Source organism: Neomoorella stamsii, assembly GCF_002995805.1.
In the GTDB taxonomy this organism is placed as follows: Bacteria; Bacillota; DSM-521; order Neomoorellales; family Neomoorellaceae; genus Neomoorella; species Neomoorella stamsii.
On record NZ_PVXL01000049.1, the window covers coordinates 1 to 15,332 of the forward strand.

Annotated in this window: 19 protein-coding genes; 17 read left to right on the top strand and 2 right to left on the bottom strand. The window is 55.2% G+C overall.

Going from position 1 to position 15,332, the window contains the following annotated elements; genetic code table 11:
• The first annotated feature begins 18 nt into the window (after positions 1-18).
• The 9 genes from spoIIIAB (at position 19) to MOST_RS10920 (ending at position 5,207) form a co-directional block, all read left to right on the top strand.
• The gene (gene spoIIIAB / locus MOST_RS10880; protein ID WP_277997060.1) at positions 19-528 is read left to right on the top strand and encodes a stage III sporulation protein SpoIIIAB; all 510 of its coding nucleotides are present in this window, start codon (positions 19-21) and stop codon (positions 526-528) included.
• A gap of 21 nt (positions 529-549) precedes the next feature.
• Complete coding sequence (spoIIIAC, locus tag MOST_RS10885; protein WP_054935362.1) at positions 550-756, top strand: stage III sporulation protein AC; 207 nt, start codon at positions 550-552, stop codon at positions 754-756.
• A gap of 15 nt (positions 757-771) precedes the next feature.
• On the top strand, positions 772-1,161 hold the full coding sequence (gene spoIIIAD, locus MOST_RS10890; RefSeq protein ID WP_054935363.1) for a stage III sporulation protein AD: 390 nt from the start codon (positions 772-774) through the stop codon (positions 1,159-1,161).
• A gap of 46 nt (positions 1,162-1,207) precedes the next feature.
• Positions 1,208-2,503, top strand: coding sequence for a stage III sporulation protein AE (gene spoIIIAE / locus MOST_RS10895; RefSeq protein ID WP_244266948.1), 1,296 nt, complete (start codon positions 1,208-1,210; stop codon positions 2,501-2,503).
• An 8-nt stretch (positions 2,504-2,511) separates the two neighbouring features.
• Complete coding sequence (locus MOST_RS10900; RefSeq protein WP_054935364.1) at positions 2,512-3,132, top strand: stage III sporulation protein AF; 621 nt, start codon at positions 2,512-2,514, stop codon at positions 3,130-3,132.
• The gene (locus MOST_RS10905; protein ID WP_054935365.1) at positions 3,119-3,742 is read left to right on the top strand and encodes a SpoIIIAG-related protein; all 624 of its coding nucleotides are present in this window, start codon (positions 3,119-3,121) and stop codon (positions 3,740-3,742) included. The genes MOST_RS10900 and MOST_RS10905 overlap by 14 nt, the downstream gene beginning before the upstream one ends.
• A 50-nt stretch (positions 3,743-3,792) precedes the next feature.
• Positions 3,793-4,404 carry a SpoIIIAH-like family protein gene (locus MOST_RS10910; RefSeq protein ID WP_054935366.1) on the top strand — a complete coding sequence of 204 codons (612 nt, stop codon included), beginning with the start codon at positions 3,793-3,795 and terminating at the stop codon, positions 4,402-4,404.
• Between the two features lie 169 nt (positions 4,405-4,573).
• Positions 4,574-4,825, top strand: a complete 252-nt coding sequence (locus MOST_RS10915) for a type II toxin-antitoxin system HicA family toxin (protein ID WP_054935367.1) — start codon at positions 4,574-4,576, stop codon at positions 4,823-4,825.
• On the top strand, positions 4,818-5,207 hold the full coding sequence (locus MOST_RS10920; protein WP_054935368.1) for a type II toxin-antitoxin system HicB family antitoxin: 390 nt from the start codon (positions 4,818-4,820) through the stop codon (positions 5,205-5,207). Before MOST_RS10915 ends, MOST_RS10920 begins: the two co-directional genes overlap by 8 nt.
• Before the next feature lie 338 nt (positions 5,208-5,545).
• Here the strand turns inward: MOST_RS10920 and MOST_RS10925 are convergent, their stop codons facing one another.
• Positions 5,546-5,923 carry a cyclophilin-like fold protein gene (locus tag MOST_RS10925; RefSeq protein ID WP_054935369.1) on the bottom strand — a complete coding sequence of 126 codons (378 nt, stop codon included), beginning with the start codon at positions 5,921-5,923 and terminating at the stop codon, positions 5,546-5,548.
• A 301-nt stretch (positions 5,924-6,224) separates the two neighbouring features.
• Between MOST_RS10925 and MOST_RS10930 the strand changes: the two genes are divergently transcribed.
• Positions 6,225-7,079, top strand: a complete 855-nt coding sequence (locus MOST_RS10930) for a C40 family peptidase (RefSeq protein WP_054935370.1) — start codon at positions 6,225-6,227, stop codon at positions 7,077-7,079.
• 623 nt (positions 7,080-7,702) lie between these two features.
• Here the strand turns inward: MOST_RS10930 and MOST_RS10935 are convergent.
• Positions 7,703-8,701, bottom strand: a complete 999-nt coding sequence (locus MOST_RS10935; RefSeq protein ID WP_054935371.1) for an Rpn family recombination-promoting nuclease/putative transposase — start codon at positions 8,699-8,701, stop codon at positions 7,703-7,705.
• A gap of 513 nt (positions 8,702-9,214) precedes the next feature.
• On the opposite strand from MOST_RS10935, the gene MOST_RS10940 reads away from it, so the two are divergent.
• The 7 genes from MOST_RS10940 (at position 9,215) to accB (ending at position 15,276) form a co-directional block, all read left to right on the top strand.
• Complete coding sequence (locus tag MOST_RS10940) at positions 9,215-10,027, top strand: GGDEF domain-containing response regulator (RefSeq protein WP_054935372.1); 813 nt, start codon at positions 9,215-9,217, stop codon at positions 10,025-10,027.
• Positions 10,028-10,164: 137 nt separating this feature from the next.
• Complete coding sequence (locus MOST_RS10945) at positions 10,165-11,781, top strand: GGDEF domain-containing response regulator (RefSeq protein WP_054935373.1); 1,617 nt, start codon at positions 10,165-10,167, stop codon at positions 11,779-11,781.
• A gap of 139 nt (positions 11,782-11,920) precedes the next feature.
• Positions 11,921-12,130 (top strand): hypothetical protein, encoded by a 210-nt coding sequence (locus MOST_RS10950; protein WP_054935374.1) that lies wholly within the window; start codon positions 11,921-11,923, stop codon positions 12,128-12,130.
• Positions 12,127-12,372 (top strand): hypothetical protein, encoded by a 246-nt coding sequence (locus MOST_RS10955; protein WP_208974764.1) that lies wholly within the window; start codon positions 12,127-12,129, stop codon positions 12,370-12,372. Before MOST_RS10950 ends, MOST_RS10955 begins: the two co-directional genes overlap by 4 nt.
• 127 nt (positions 12,373-12,499) lie before the next feature.
• Entirely contained in the window at positions 12,500-12,781 is a 282-nt protein-coding gene (locus MOST_RS17275) for a site-specific integrase (RefSeq protein ID WP_054935375.1), read from the top strand.
• Positions 12,782-12,855: 74 nt separating this feature from the next.
• Entirely contained in the window at positions 12,856-13,044 is a 189-nt protein-coding gene (locus tag MOST_RS17990) for a tyrosine-type recombinase/integrase (RefSeq protein ID WP_181950074.1), read from the top strand.
• Between the two features lie 378 nt (positions 13,045-13,422).
• Complete coding sequence (gene accB / locus MOST_RS10970) at positions 13,423-15,276, top strand: acetyl-CoA carboxylase biotin carboxyl carrier protein (protein WP_244266949.1); 1,854 nt, start codon at positions 13,423-13,425, stop codon at positions 15,274-15,276.
• Positions 15,277-15,332 lie beyond the last annotated feature (56 nt).

The following is a 15,332-nucleotide window of genomic DNA, read 5'->3' on the forward strand; positions in this document are numbered from 1 at the left end:
GGGTAAGGCATGTTAAAAATGGTGGGGGGCGGGTTGATCATCCTGACCTGCGGCTTCCTGGGCCTGGAGATGGCCCGCGGTTTTAGCGCCCGGATTGAACAGCTGCGCCAGTTAAATGCCGGCCTGAAAATGCTGGAGACGGAAATAATCTATGGGGCTACACCCCTCCCCCTGGCTCTCACCCGGGTGGGGAACCAGCTGGCCGGGCCAGTGGCTTTATTTTTCCAGGCCGTCGCCCGGGTGCTGCAAGAAAACGCTGCCGCCGGTGCCCTGGCGGCCTGGGAAAGGGGCCTGGAGGAACTCGGCCAGAAAGGAGCCCTGCAGCCCGGGGACCTGGAGATACTAAAGGCCCTGGGCCCCATGCTGGGTAACTCCGGCGCCAGCGACCAGGTCAAGAACCTGGAGTTGACCCGCCAGCTCCTGGGGCAGCAGCAGCAGGCAGCCCTGGAAGAAAACAACCGCCAGGGCAAGATGTGGCGCACCCTGGGTTTCCTGCTGGGGATAACCCTGGTGCTGCTGCTTTATTAAAGCTTCTGGAGGGAGAAAAAGATGCTGAGCGTAGATGTGAGCCTTATCTTTCGCCTGGCGGCCCTGGCCATTATCATTACCATTTTTTATACTTTCCTGAAACAAGCCGGGCGAGACGAATATGCCTATATGACCTTGCTTGCCGGCCTGGCTATAGCTTTACTCTGGGTTATTCCCCTGATTATGGATCTCTTCAAAGCCGTACAGGCTGTCTTCCAGCTGTATTAAAGGGGTGCCCCCGGGATGGAGATTTTCCAGATCGTCGGCCTGGCCCTGACGGCTACCCTGATTATTGTCCTGGTGCGCCAGGCCCGGGGCGGCGATACGGCCCTTATCATCAGCCTGGTGGTAGGAGCAACCATTTTTCTCCTCCTCCTGGACCGCATAGGCACGGTGGTCAAGGTCCTGGTCGACCTCTCGGAAAGGGCCGGTATCAACCAGTTTTACCTGAATACTATCTTAAAGATCATCGGCATTGCCTATGTCGCTGAGTTTGGCAGCCAGGTCTGCCGGGACGCCGGCGAAAATGCCATTGCCAGCAAGGTGGAACTGGCCGCCAAGGTGTTGATTATGGTCCTGGCCATCCCCATTATTGTAGCGATACTGGAAAGCATAATCCGCCTGCTGCCGTAGATAAAAAGAACCGCAATAACCGCCGTCAGAGAAAAGGTGAAATGCAGTGCCCGGGATTTTGATTAATAGAAACCTCTCACATCTCAATAGCTGCGCTGCCATGGTACCGGCAATACCTGCACGAAAACTGCTGGTGGGGTTAATTTTTATTGTCCTGTACGGTATTTATACCGGGCTGGCTGCACCGGCGGCCCTGGCCTATTACCCGGTACCGGCCACCGGGACAGAAGCGGCGGCTGCCATGACCCTGGACGATCAACTGCAACGCCAGATGGCCAGACTCAACCTCGGCGGCATCGATACTTTCCTTAACCAGCTGGACCGGGAAGTGGGCCAGTACCTGCCCCGCTTTAGCTTTCAGGAAATCCTGGCCAATCTCCGCCAGGGGAAGTTGCCCCTGGACCCGGCGGCCGCCGGGCGGGGGTTGCTTAAGTATCTTTTCCACGAACTCCTGGCCAGTGGTGCCCTGTTGGGCCAGCTCCTTATCCTGGCCGTAGCCTGCGCCGTCCTGCAAAATTTACAGGCAGCCTTCAGTGAGGGAACTATCAGTACCCTGGCGCGGGGGGTGGCTTTCCTGGCCCTGATTACCCTGGCCCTGACCTCCTTCACCCTGGCCGTCCGTACCGGGGCAGAAGCCATTGACCGGATGGTGTCCTTTTTCCAGTCCTTGATCCCGGCCCTGATTAGCCTGCTGGCAGCTACCGGCGGCATAACTGCCTCGACTTTGTTGCAACCGGTCTTGATATATACCGTAACCCTCACCGGTACCATCATGCACAATGTTCTCTTTCCCCTTTTGTATCTTACGGCCTGCCTTACGGTAGTCGGCCGGATCGCCGATCGCTTTCAGGTGTCCAAACTGGCCGGGCTCCTTAAACAGGCCGCCATGGTCGCCCTGGGGCTGATGATGACCGTTTTCACCGGAGTGTTATCCGTTTACGGGATCGCCGGTTCAGTGGCCGACGGGGTGGGCCTGCGGGCCATTCAATTTGCCACCGATGCTTTTTTACCTGTGGTCGGCGGCATGCTGTCCGATGCCGTCGAAACCATTGCCGGGACAACCCTGCTTTTGAAAAGCGCCGTCAGCCTGGTGGGAGTAGTCATTATTTTTTTCCTGGCGGCCTTTCCCATGTTAAAGATCCTCTCCCTGGTGGTGGTTTACAAAGTGGCGGCGGCCGTGGTCCAGCCCTTCGGTGAGGAACAACTGGCCGACGCCCTGGACGGCATCGGCGGGGCTTTAACCATGGTCTTTGCCTGTGTGGCGGTGACGGGGTTAATTTTCTTCCTGGCTGTAGCCGTTATCGTCGTCCTGGGTAACATCACGGTAGCCTTAAGGGGGTAGGGCGGAAGTTGCTGGTTAAAATCGGCGAGATTGTCCGCCAGGTAGCCCTGATTGCCTTGCTGGCGGCCTTCCTGGAAATGCTCCTGCCGGAAAAAAAGATGACCCGTTACGTCCGGCTGGTTTTAGGGCTCTTTGTGGTGGTGGCTATTTTGACGCCCCTGGTGGAAGGTTTGCGTTTCGGGCCGGAGCTGGATGTTACCGCCTGGGACCTGCGCCTGGACCCGGTGGCCGCCGCCCCGGTGCAGCAGGGCCGGGAAATGGCCCGGGCCAATGAAGAGGCGGCCCTGGAAATTTACCGCGACCGCCTGGCCGGGCAGATCAAGGCCCTGGTTTCCCTGGTACCGGGGGTAAAGCAAGCAGAGGTACTGGTGAGCTTGACCGGGGATAAGGAACACCGGGGGGCCATTCGCCGGGTGGTGATAACCGCCACCCTGGCCGGACCGGAGACGGCAAAGGGAGGCGGGGATGCACCGCCTCCGCCTGCCGGCAACCTGCCTCCTAAAATTACCGCAGCCGAAGTCCAGCAGATTAAATCCAGGATTGTCGCCATGATTACCCACTTTTATGGGCTTGAACCCGGCCGGGTAGAAGTGCGGATATATGGAGGTGTTGCCAATGGACAAAAATAAGTGGCCGGGCTGGCGAATACTACCCCAGAAACCGCCCTGGTACCTCTGGCTGGCTGTTGGCGCTCTTATTTTGGGGAGTATCTTTATTAGTATCGGTAACCTTAACAGCTCCAGCCAGCGCCAGGGGGGGCAACCGGCAGGACAAACAGCCAGCCAGCCTGGACCGGACCGGCAAGAAACGGAATTGATGCTCACGGCCAGGGAATTGGAAGTACAGCTGCAGGGGATATTAGAGCAAATTGCCGGAGCTGGCAGGGTGGCGGTGCGGGTGTCTTTAAAGGCCAGCCCCTTAAAGGAGTTTGCCACCAATACCAAGACGACCAAACACAGCGTGGAAGAGAAGGATCAAAGCGGTGGTACCAGGGTAACTACCGACAGCAACGAAGATGCGCAGCTGGTCATGGCCAGGAACGGCCAGCTGAATAGCGGTGAAGCGCCGGTAGTAGTCCGCGAATCGCAGCCGGAAGTCCTGGGGGTAGTGGTGGTGGCCGAAGGGGCGAATGATCCCCAGGTCCGGGCGTTATTCATCCAGGCGGTGCAGACCCTGTGGGGCCTGGCGCCCCACCAGGTGCAGGTGCTGCCTATGGAAACCGGAGGGAGCCGTAAGTAACTATTACTGTTCTTCTAATTAAACTTTCCAGATTTGGGAGGGGGAGAAAGATGCTTAAGATAGGCGAAAAAGGACGGGTGATCATAGCCCTGATGCTGACCTTTGGTGTCCTGGCTTACCTGGTCCAGGGAGACCGGCAGGGAACAAAGCCGACAGGTGTAGACCTGCCCCTGGAGCGACCCGTCCAGCAGGCCAGCCAGGCCGATACCAGTGGAGCCACTAAGGTAGCGGCGCCAATCAAGGACCAAGCGGCGGTTGCCGGTCCTAAGGCAGAGGACATTCTCAAGGAAGCGAGTTCTAAAGCTGAAGGTGGTGCCGCCTTCTTCATCGAGTACCGCCTGGAAAGGGATCGCCAGCGCAGCCAGCAGATCGCCCTGCTCAAGCAAATTATCGATAACCCCAATTCCGGTGGCGAGGGCAAGCAGGAAGCCCAGAAAAGGCTGGTGGAACTGACCCAGCAGATGGACCTGGAGATGCAGCTGGAAAAGCTCATTGTCGCCAAAGGGTATAAGGACGCGGCGGTTTTCATCCAGCCCAATGCCGTAAACGTTATTGTCATGGCCGACAAATTCGGCGACGAGGACGCCAACAAAATCGGCGACCTGGTCTCCCGCTCTACCGGCCGCCCCCGGGAGCAGGTAAGTATGATTCATAAGAAGTAGATAAAGTTAGATAAAGTAGAAGCAAATACCCGTGTTTGCAGAGAATATGTGAGCCCTGGGTATTTTTGAATAGCTTTTTTGTCCTGGTAAGTGCCTGCAAAAGTAAAGAGCACATACTTGATAAATGGTGGCATATTTGATACCATATTTTTAGAGGCAGGAGAAAGAAATGAGCCAAATTGAGAAACTTCTCAAGGCGATAAAAAGAAATCCCAGGGGTGTGCCCTGGGAAGATATTGATAGAGTGCTTAAATATTATGGTTTTGATTGCCGTCATCAAGGGGGTAGCCATTATAATTACTATCACCCTGAACTTGTTGAGATTTTAACGATTCCCCGCAGGAGGCCGGTTAAGGCCGTATATGTTAAGAAAGCGCTAGAATTAATCGGTAAGCTTGAGGAAGGGAAATCCGATGCGTGATAAAACATTAGATTACTATCTTGATCTCAACTATGAGGTATCCCTTCGCCGCCTTACAGAGGAGGAAGGCGGTGGATGGCTGGCCAGCATACCCCTTTTGCCGGGTTGTATGTCGGACGGGGAAACACCGGCAGAGGCCCTGGCTAACCTGGAAGATGCTAAAAAGGGCTGGATTGAAACTGCTTTAGCATTACAAAGGGATATTCCCGAACCGGATAACGCTGAAAAATATAGCGGAAAGTTTACCGTTCGCCTTCCTAAATCCCTCCACAGGGCTATTGCCACCAAAGCGCAAGAGGATGGAGTCAGCCTCAATCAAATGGCTATTTATCTTCTTTCTTTAGGGCTAGGTAAGTCACCAAGAAGAAGGAAAGTTAAGTGAAAATAGCTGAATTCGCTAGCATATAGATGCGTTTTTGGGTCCTCCAGGTAGCCTCCGGAGAACCGACAAAAGCGGAAACCTTGGGCTTAAGAGAGATTGCTATTTTTAAAACCGGCGTTACCCTCTAAAACCCCTTCCCCGAGTTAAATCTTACTTTATGATCCAAATGACCATAAAACGGAGAGGGTACGGTGATGATACGGGGATGGTCCGGATCAGTCAGTTAAGTTATACTTAACTGAAAGAAAATAAAACAGCCCTGCTGGAAATACATGCAGGGCTTTTATGATTAGCGGATTAGCGGCAATACTCGCAAAGCCCCTTATGCAAATGACTGGTTACCTTGCACCTGCAGCGCGGATTTCTACTTTAGCACCGTCAGGTACTTTTTTTAACAGCCCAGGATCGCTTAAGATGCGCCCGATTTTATTTACCGGGCTGGCGGCGCGGGGCTTGTCATCAATACTAGCGGGCGTAGGCCCAAAAAACAGGCAAAAGGAGTGACCCGGCGGCCAGTAGGCGATGTCACCTATTTCCATATCCTCCGTCGCACCTTTTTCCAGGCCGGCTTTAACCGGGATAGGGAAATAAATTTCATCGCCCCAGGTATTTACCCGGCTGGTTATGGGCAGGGCTGCCTGGACTTTGCTAGCGGTTTCGCTATCGTTTAGCTCGGCAAGAACGGTTAACTCACCAAAATTGATGGCAATTTGCATATAATATTACCCCCGGCAATGAATTTCCAGGCATATTTTAGCATATGTAAGGATGTGCCTCAATAATATATTTTGCTTGTGGCATAATAAGCTGTAAAAGGCCTGGCGGGTATGCTGACCGAAGAAGAAGTTCCCCACTGGAAAGATGAAGAAGCCATCAATAAATGGTTAGATGATAACCGGAAGGCCCATACGGAAGTGAATTCGGACTTAGGAGATGACCAGCAGGTTGCGGGGAAAACAGCCCCTATTTGTTTTATTTCTCCTGCTACTAGCGGTAGTAATTGCAGGGGGGTTGCTGATGACTCACAGGGCCGTACGATTACCACCGCGGGTGGAAGAGCTTCCCGGGCCGGTGCCGGCCCGGCGAAACGCTTATTATGTCAGGGTAGCCGTAGCCGATGTCCGGGCCAACCCCTACCAGGGGGCGGAGCTAGTTACCCAGGCCCTGCTGGGGGATGAGGTCAAGGTATTGAAGCAGGAAGGGGATTGGTTACAGGGCCGGGTACCCGACGGTTATATCGGGTGGTTGAAAACAGCGGATGTGGTCCTGGACACTCCCCCGCCGGCCCTGGATCTGGCAGTTGTGACCATTCCCCGCGCCTTACTGTACCGGCAGCCGGGAGGTGCGGACGCCGCTGGCGAAGCCTTAATGGCTACCGACCTACCGCTGGTGCAGCAAAAAGAGGGGTGGATGGAAGTCTGGCTCCCCGGCCGGGGCACGGCCTGGCTGGCGGCAAACGAAGTTGAGGTCTGGCCCGGGGGGAAGGTGAAAGGGAAGCGCAGCGGCGAGGATATAATCCAGACAGCTGAACGCTTGCGGGGAGCACCTTATCTCTGGGGCGGGGTCAGCCTTCACGGCATCGACTGTTCCGGGCTGACCTATATTGCTTACTATTTAAATGGCGTCCGGCTGCCCCGGGATGCCGATCTGCAATTCCAAGTGGGCCGGCAGGTGGCCCGGGAGGAACTGCAACCGGGCGACCTGGTCTTTTTCAATACGGAAGGAACGGGGAGCCTGCCCACCCATGTCGGTATTTATACCGGCAACGGGGAGTTCATCAATTCCCGTTCCGGCCGGGGCGTCATATTCAGCCGCCTGGACGAACCGTTATTTGCCAGGGGGTACCTGGGAGCGCGGCGTTACCTGCCGTAACGGGTATTTGCGATAAAGCTCAACCGGAATTTAAAGGCGACGGGTATCCCAGATCGAAGCAGCCAAGGAGAACGCCAGGAAGAAGGACACTTACCAGAGCCTTATTCGCTCCTGAATAGCCGAGGCCATCCAGAGGGAGCGGAAGGAGCGGACATAAGGGGATAAGAAGACGCTAGAGCGAGAGCGAGGAGTGGCCATGATTGGGCCGCTTTTTTATTGCCGCTGGGACGCACTGATAAGAGCAGATTATAGCAGACATCTGGAACAAGGGGATACTTTTCGGAAAGCCGCCTTCAACCCTTTCCAGGGCCGGAGGAACTTTTTTGCGAAGACAGGATAATCTTGGAGGAAACTGGTAATTTGTGTCGAATTTTTAACTTGATTAGATTAGCGGGAAAGAAAAACATAGCAATTAGATGCGGAAGCCGGAGCAAATATATCGGTCCGGCCTTTGTCTATGGTGAAACAAAGGGAGAAAATCATCAGAAACGGTCGCAAGGGAGGGCCGAAAATCTTGCTAGCCTTACCGGAAAAGAGCATGTATACATATTTTAGGCTCTCAGCCTTCCAGTCAATGGTGCAGTGTTACGCTTAAAAGAAATGAATTTACGGCCAGCAAAAAATCACTGTTCCATCTGTTTCTTCAACACGGCGATCTCGTCCGGAGTAAGCCCCGTAGCTTTAACAATGGTCTCTATATCGACGTTGAGCAGAAGCAGGTTCCGGGCTACTTCTCGTTTGCCCTCCAATTTTCCTTCCAATTTCCCCTTCAGTTCGCCTTCTTTTAAGCCTTTTAACAAAGCTTGCTGTTGCATCTCTTCCAGGGTTAATTCCAAGTTATAAATCATCCGTTCCACCTCCCAGGGATTGCTTGCGTCCAGTATGCCGTCGATTTTTGCGCTATAATCTCCAGGCATTCTGGGTTTGACAACATTCTTCAGCCAGGTCGTGAAATGGCGGAACTCATCAGGCGTGAGCCGCCTTAAGACCCTCGCTAGTTTCTGCAACCGTCCAACCAGCTCTTCCGGGCGCATCTTCTGGTCCAAAAGAAAGATGCCGGCAATCAGGTTTGCCGCTTTGATTAGCTCTTCTTCGCTGTAACGGTTGACGTCAAACAGCAGGTAGCGGAAGTCTAGGAGATGCCCGCTGAAGTCCTGATAACTGTCCAGCATTTCTTTGAAGGAAAGCGCCGCGGTCCAGGATCCGGCCCCGTTGTAGAGCACCGCCGGGATGATGGGCGGCAGGCGGAAATGCTTACTCTCCCGCTCGTACTGCGGGGTATTGTTGAAGATTTCCCGCCAGATCTCGACCATATAGAGCAGCAGCCGGAAAGGTATCAGGTAGTCTACCGTTGACTGCAGCTCCAGCAGGACGTAAAAGATGACGTTTTTATCTCTGGTCTTAAGCCGGTAGACGATATCGGCTTCTTTCTCGCTGAAATCCTGGAGGACGTAGGACTTGTTCACCAGAATGAGGTCGTCGGCGTCAATGGCCTCCACCCATTTTTCCCGGACGAAGGTTTTCAGCAGTTCCAGGAAAACTCTCTTGTCGGAAAGGAGCTGCCGGTAACCCTTGTCGTGGGGGTGGTGGGGAGGCCGGAGCTGCCCTTCATTTTCCGGCAAGGGATCACCTTCTTCTGGATTTTATTATAGCATATTTCTGGAACATGGGCATACTTTTCGGAAAGCCGGCGCTACCCGCTTCCTTCAGCGGCCGCAACGGCAGCGATAAATGGTTTTAAATACTTTCCAGGGCCAGAAAGGAACTTTTTTAGCCTGCGGTAATAACCGGCCCCAAAAGCACGGCTAGGTCCTATTTACGGTTCCTGGTATAATAAGGGTTCAGCCCATGGCTTATTACCCGGAATACCGGGCAAGGAAAAGCCTGCTTCTCCTGGTAGTTAAACGTAAAAAGCATAAACTTTTTGCGAAGATCGGATAACCTTGGAGGAAACTGGTAGTTTGTGTCGAATTTTTAACTTGATTAGCTGGAACGGAAACATAGCAATATGGTAACTTTTAGACGAGGAAGCCGGGGCGAATATTTTGGTCCGGCCCTTATCCCTCGTGATAAATAAATTCAGAATAGATTCCGGGACCGGAAAGGAAACGGTGTCGAAAGGAAGGGCGAAAACCTTGTTAGCCTTGCCGGAAAAAAGCATCCTGTTAGTGGAAGACTCGACCCTCACCAGGTTTTCCTCCAGGAGAACACTGGAAGATAGGGGCTACCTGGTGGACGAAGCCGCCAGCGGCCAGGAGGCGCTGGTCAAGGCCAGGGGAAAAGGAGAACCGTACGACCTGGTGATCCTCGACATCCACCTGCCGGGAATGGACGGCCTGGGAGTGCTGGAGAACCTCAAGCGCCTGCCGGAGTACCGCTACGTCCCGGTAATGGTGGTAACGGTCGAGAGCAACGTCGCCGTGGTCAAGAAGGCGATAGATCTGGGTGCGGTAGAGTACCTCTGCAAGCCCTACTCGGTCGAGGAGCTGGTGCGCCGCGTAGAAAAACTTATAGGTCCTGGCGCCAGGGGAGAAGCCGCCCCGGCGGAGCTGCTGCATAAAGTACTCAGGAATGAGATCAACCGGGCGAGCAGGGGCGGGTTAAAGGTAGCCCTGGTCCTGGCCAGGTCGGAAAGGTTGGGCAAGGGAAAGATTGGGGAATGCGCCAGGCAGGCGCGGCGGCGCTTGCGCGAGATAGACACCGTCATAGAGCTCAGCAAGAGCACGCTGGCGTTGATCCTCCCCCATACAGGGAAAGAAGGCGCGCAGGTGGTGACGACGAAACTGGAGGGCTTCCTGCCCGGGACGTGGAGCTACGGGATTGCGGTATACCCCGACAACGGCAAGGACGGGGAAGAGCTTTTCGCCTACGCCGAAGTTTCTTTAAAAGAAAGCTGGGAGAATAAAGGCGGCGAAGTATTGGCCCAGCAGCAGGATCCTGACAGTTAGCCTTTGATAGAATTTGCTAAAGGACCAGCAAGGAAGTTTAGGGGGACACTCTGTTTGGGCCACAAGACGCATGGTTGAAGGTGGCCCTTCCTGTTAATAATCGAGCAGCAATCAGCTTTTTACCTGGAGGCAGGCTGATGGACTGGGTTCCGGAGAAAAAAATACTTATAGTAGAGGACAGCAAGCTTCAGGCTCAGATAGCGGCTGATATCCTCAGCAGGCACGGATATACGACGGAGATTGCCCTCACCGCAGAAGAGACCCTGCAAAAGGCATCCGGTCCGGGGTGTCCCGACCTCATTTTGATGGACATTGACCTGGGAGAAGGGATGGACGGAACGGCGCTCGCCAAACGCATTCAGCAGGTTAAAGACGTCCCCCTGGTATTTCTCACCGCCATCTCCACCCAGGAGGCTCTAGAGCAAGTCCGCTCGGTCACGCGCTACGGGTATGTTCTGAAGGGTGCCCCGGAACACGTGCTGGTGTCCACCGTAGAGATGGCCCTGAAGCTCCATGAAGCCCTCTCCCTGGCGCAAATGTACCGCAGGATAGTCGAAGACTCCTTGACGGAAGTCTATATCTTTCATCCCGGCACGTTGAAGTTCCTGGCGGTCAACCGGGGGGCCAGCGAGAACCTTGGCTACGCCGAAGAAGAACTTTTGGACATGAACATCCTGCAGCTAATGCCGGAATTTGACCGGGAGAGCTTCAGAGCCCTTCTGGCCCCTTTACAGCAGGGTCAAAAAGAAAAGATCATCTTTGACGCCAAGCACCGCCGTAAAGACGGCTCCCTCTACCCGGTGGAAGCGCACCTGCAGCTCTTCGGCCATGGGAAAGACGGCATAGGCGTGGCCTTTATAATGGATTTGACAGAACGCAGGAAAATGGAAGAAAAGCTGAGACAGCAGGGAGAGTTTCTGCAATCGCTCCTGGCCGCCCTGCCCGTCGGGATCTTTATCATCGACCCCGTCTCCCACCGCATCGAGAAGGTAAACCTGGAAGCGGCCGCCATGATTGGAGCCGCACCCGAAGAGATCGCGGGCAGATCCTGCTGGGAATTTTTCATACAATCCGCAGGAAGCTGTCCTATTACTGCCTCGAATGAAGAGGTTGACCGCTCCGAACGGCTTTTACGCCGGAAGGACGGGCGGGAGATCCTCGTGCTCAAGACGGTCAAGCGCGTGCGGACGGACAGCGGAGAGAAACTGGTGGAAACCTTTATAGACATCTCCGAACGCAAACACCTGGAGGAAGAGCTTTACCGCCTCTCTATCACCGACCCTCTGACTGGCGCTTACAACCGCCGCTATTTTTTAGAAATGCTGGCAAGAGAAATTGAGCGTACGCGGCGGACGGGGCATCCCTTCGCCCTGATCATGTTTGACCTGGACCACTTCAAGGGCATTAACGACCGTTTCGGGCACGCCGCCGGTGACCGGGTCCTTAAGAGCATGGTGGCCGCCTTTAAGGAGAGGCTGCGCAGGACAGACTGCCTTGCCCGCTGGGGCGGGGAGGAATTCGTCATACTCCTTCCGGAGACGGGAGTAGAAGGGGCGGCTGCACTTGCGGAAGAGCTGAGGCAGAAGCTGAGCGAAATGGAGATCCCCGGGGTGGGCCTGGTGACGGCTAGTTTCGGCGTGACGGGCTACCGCCCTGGCGACACGGTGGACGCCGTCACCCAGAGGGTTGACAGTGCCCTCTACCGCGCTAAAGGGAATGGGCGGAACTGCGTCTGCGTCGGTGGTCCGCCTTAATCCTGGGATTCAGGTGGCCGCGCCGGCATAATTGAAAGCCGCGCCGGTGTATGATATATTGGTCGCCAACCTTTTGAGCATGTGGCGGAGAAATAGACTTTTCTAAGTAGAGCAACCCCTAGGTTGGGAGGGAAACGGATTGGACAAGGAGATAATCTTCTTAGTCAAGGAAGCCCCGGGAGGCGGCTATACGGCACGCGCCCTCGGCCACTCCATATTCACGGAGGGCGAGGCCCTGGACGAAATAAGGAATAACGTCCGTGACGCGGGCCGCTGCCACTTCGGGGACAAGGACATGCCGCGGGTGATCCGGTTGCACATCGTGAAAGACGAGGTTATGGCGGTGTGAGGCTGCGCGGGGACGTGAGGGGGGAAGAATTGGCCGAACTCTTGGGAGTACGGGTACCACATAACTCGGCATACAGGGAGCCACCTCAGCCTCACCACGACACTAAGAGAGAGCACCACATTACCGTGCCGCTGCACAGCCCCCTTAAAAGTCGGAACGTTAGCGGCATCCTGGCCGATGTGGCCGATCACATGCAAATTTCCAAGGAGACTTTGGTCAGGGAACTTTTCCACAAGCGATAAAACCCCGGCACCTGGGAAAATTGCCGCGCCCCCGGGAGAGACAGACACCCCCCCCTCCGGGGGTTCTGCTTTTATTTGGGAGAAAAAAAGGACAAGCCGCCAATTAAAACGGAAAGGAGCGACCACCATGACTGAAGCTCTCAGTCGCTATTTTTTCTACCTCAAAGAGACCGACTCCTCTCACCATACCGTCACCGGCTACCGCAAGGACCTCCAGGCCTTCGCCCGGTGGTACGGCGAAACGTGCGGGGAGGAACCGGAGCCGGAGAAAATAACCAGCATCGACCTCCGCGAATACCAATCCTGGATGCGGAACGTGAGACCTCAAACCCAACACGGTCAACCGCAGATGAAGGCCCTAAAGTCTTGGCTGGGGCACGCCAGGCTGGACAGCACGGCGGACGATTGAGATTTTAAAAGGGCAAAAAAAAGAGCCAGGCCGCCCGACTGAAAGCAGGCGAAAAATGGCAGGACTTTGGCCTGGTGTTCACCACGAAAGAAGGGAGACTCCTCTACCATTCCAACGTGCGCTCGGCATTCAAAAGGCTGGCGGTGAAAGCTGGAGTGGCTGTCATTCGACTACATGATCTTCGCCACACCCACGCCACTTTCCTGCTAAGGAAGGGCTCCACCCTAAAATCGTGGCTGAAAGGCTGGGGCATTCCAGCGTAAAGATCACCCTGGACACCTATTCTCACGTCTTACCGGACACCCAGGCCGAAGTGGCAAAAGCGATTGAAAGCATTTTAAGCAGGTAGGTTTGCAAATGTTTATAAATCAAAAAAATCGAAACCCGGAAGCCTTGAAAATCAAGGCTTCTGAGAGCAATCACAAATATATTGTATACTTGCGTGAGAAATATTGCACCGCCTGGTTTGTGTTTATATAATAAGGCAAGGCGGTTGAATTAAAAAAACAAGCACCGCTCTGGTTTTTATACCAGAGCTTTTCTATAGTCGCGAGGCCCACCCACAGTGGTCGTTAACCGCCGCCAGCCAAGAGATGAATATGTTAGGGAGCCATAGCTCCCCTATACGGAGGAGAACCGTTTTGAGTAAGTTAAAGATCACCGACACCACCCTGCGCGACGGTCACCAGAGCCTCTGGGCCACGCGCATGACTACAGCCGACATGCTGCCGATCATTGAAAAAATTGACAGCGTCGGTTACCATTCCCTGGAGGTCTGGGGCGGCGCTACCTTTGATGTCTGCATGCGCTTCCTGGACGAAGACCCCTGGGAACGCCTGCGGACCCTGAAAAAATATGCCCGGAAAACGCCCCTGCAGATGCTCCTCAGGGCCCAGTCCCTGGTAGGTTACCAGCTGTACCCCGACGATGTGGTGCGGGCGTTTATTGCCAGGGCGGTGGCCAACGGGATTGATATTATCCGTATTTTCGATGCCCTGAATGATTTGCGCAACATGGAGGTCCCTATTGCAGCCGCCAAAAAGGAAGGCGCTCATGTCCAGGGGACGGTGGTCTACACCATTAGCCCGGTCCATACCACCGAGCACTACTTGCAGACGGCCCTGGAGCTGGAAAGCATGGGCGTGGACTCCATCTGTATCAAGGATATGGCCGGCCTGCTTGCCCCCTTTGAAGCCTATGAGCTGGTTAAGCTCTTTAAAGAAAAGCTCCATGTTCCCGTCCAGCTCCACAGCCATTATATCGGCGGCCTGGCCGTAGGTGCCTACCTGGAGGCCGCCCGGGCCGGAGTGGACGTGGTCGATACGGCCTCGGTCCCCCTGGCCTTCGGCGCTTCCCAGCCACCGGTAGAGACGGTAGTCCGGGCACTGGCCGGGACGCCTTACGATACCGGCCTGGACTTGAACCTCCTCTTTGAGATCGCCCGTTATTTCGACGACCTGCGCCGGGAGCTGGGCTATGAGCGCGGCGTAACCCGCATTACCGATATGTGGGTCTTCCAGCACCAGGTCCCCGGCGGCATGATTTCCAACCTGGTGAGCCAGTTAAAAGAGCAAAAGGCGGCCGACCGCATCAATGAAGTCCTGGCCGAGATACCGCGGGTACGGGCCGACCTGGGGTACCCGCCCCTGGTAACGCCCACCAGCCAGATTGTGGGCACCCAGGCGGTGCTCAACGTCCTGCTGGGCCAGCGTTACAAGATGGTACCCGGCGAAGTTAAAAATTACGTTCGCGGCCTCTACGGCCGGCCGCCGGCCCCTATAAGTGAGGAAATTCGCCGGTTGATCATCGGGGATGAAGAGCCTATCCAGGGGCGGCCGGCGGACATCCTGCCGCCGCGCCTGGAAGAAGCCCGGCAGGAAATCGGCGACCTGGCCCGGAATGAAGAAGATGTCATCAGCTATGCGCTGTTTCCCCAGGTGGCCCGGAAATTTTTTGAGGACCGCCGCGCCGGGCGGTTGCAGCCGGGCCGGCGCACTTTAAAACCCCAGGCCGGGGTTAAGGCCGAGGCAGGAGGTACAAAGAAAATGGATCTCAAGGACATCACCCAGCTCATTAAAGCTCTGGAAGAAACAGGCATTACCGAGCTTAACCTGGAAAGCGATGGGGTCAAAATCATGATCCGCCGTGGCGGTGACCAGGGAGGGACTGCCGGCCCGGCCCCGGCAGTCCAGGTGACTACGGATGCTAAGCCTGAGACCCAGGGAGATAAACCGCTGGCCCAGACTCCCCAGGATATTGTTGAAGTCCGGGCCCCCATGGTAGGCACCTTCTACCGGGCGCCGGCACCTGACGCGCCGCCTTTCGTTGAGGTTGGTACCAGGGTTAAACCGGGGCAGACCCTGTGCATAATAGAAGCTATGAAGCTAATGAATGAGTTGACGGCCGAAACCGCCGGCCAGGTCGTCAGGATCCTCGCGGAAAACGGCCAGCCGGTGGAATACGGCCAGGTACTGTTCCATTTAAAAAAAGAGTAGAAACAAATATGCTGAAATATAAGGGCTAGTTCCTGGGCGGCGTAGAGACATAAACT

Bases quoted from the DNA above. Each gene is read 5' to 3' on its own strand.
- MOST_RS10915 (WP_054935367.1), top strand. From the start codon at position 4,574: ATGAGCCAAATTGAGAAACTTCTCAAGGCGATAAAAAGAAATCCCAGG.
- MOST_RS10910 (WP_054935366.1), top strand. From the start codon at position 3,793: ATGCTTAAGATAGGCGAAAAAGGACGGGTGATCATAGCCCTGATGCTG.
- MOST_RS10920 (WP_054935368.1), top strand. From the start codon at position 4,818: ATGCGTGATAAAACATTAGATTACTATCTTGATCTCAACTATGAGGTA.
- spoIIIAC (WP_054935362.1), top strand. From the start codon at position 550: ATGCTGAGCGTAGATGTGAGCCTTATCTTTCGCCTGGCGGCCCTGGCC.
- MOST_RS10945 (WP_054935373.1), top strand. From the start codon at position 10,165: ATGGACTGGGTTCCGGAGAAAAAAATACTTATAGTAGAGGACAGCAAG.
- MOST_RS10905 (WP_054935365.1), top strand. From the start codon at position 3,119: ATGGACAAAAATAAGTGGCCGGGCTGGCGAATACTACCCCAGAAACCG.
- MOST_RS17275 (WP_054935375.1), top strand. From the start codon at position 12,500: ATGACTGAAGCTCTCAGTCGCTATTTTTTCTACCTCAAAGAGACCGAC.
- MOST_RS10930 (WP_054935370.1), top strand. From the start codon at position 6,225: ATGACTCACAGGGCCGTACGATTACCACCGCGGGTGGAAGAGCTTCCC.
- MOST_RS10925 (WP_054935369.1), bottom strand. From the start codon at position 5,923: ATGCAAATTGCCATCAATTTTGGTGAGTTAACCGTTCTTGCCGAGCTA.
- spoIIIAD (WP_054935363.1), top strand. From the start codon at position 772: ATGGAGATTTTCCAGATCGTCGGCCTGGCCCTGACGGCTACCCTGATT.
- spoIIIAB (WP_277997060.1), top strand. From the start codon at position 19: ATGGTGGGGGGCGGGTTGATCATCCTGACCTGCGGCTTCCTGGGCCTG.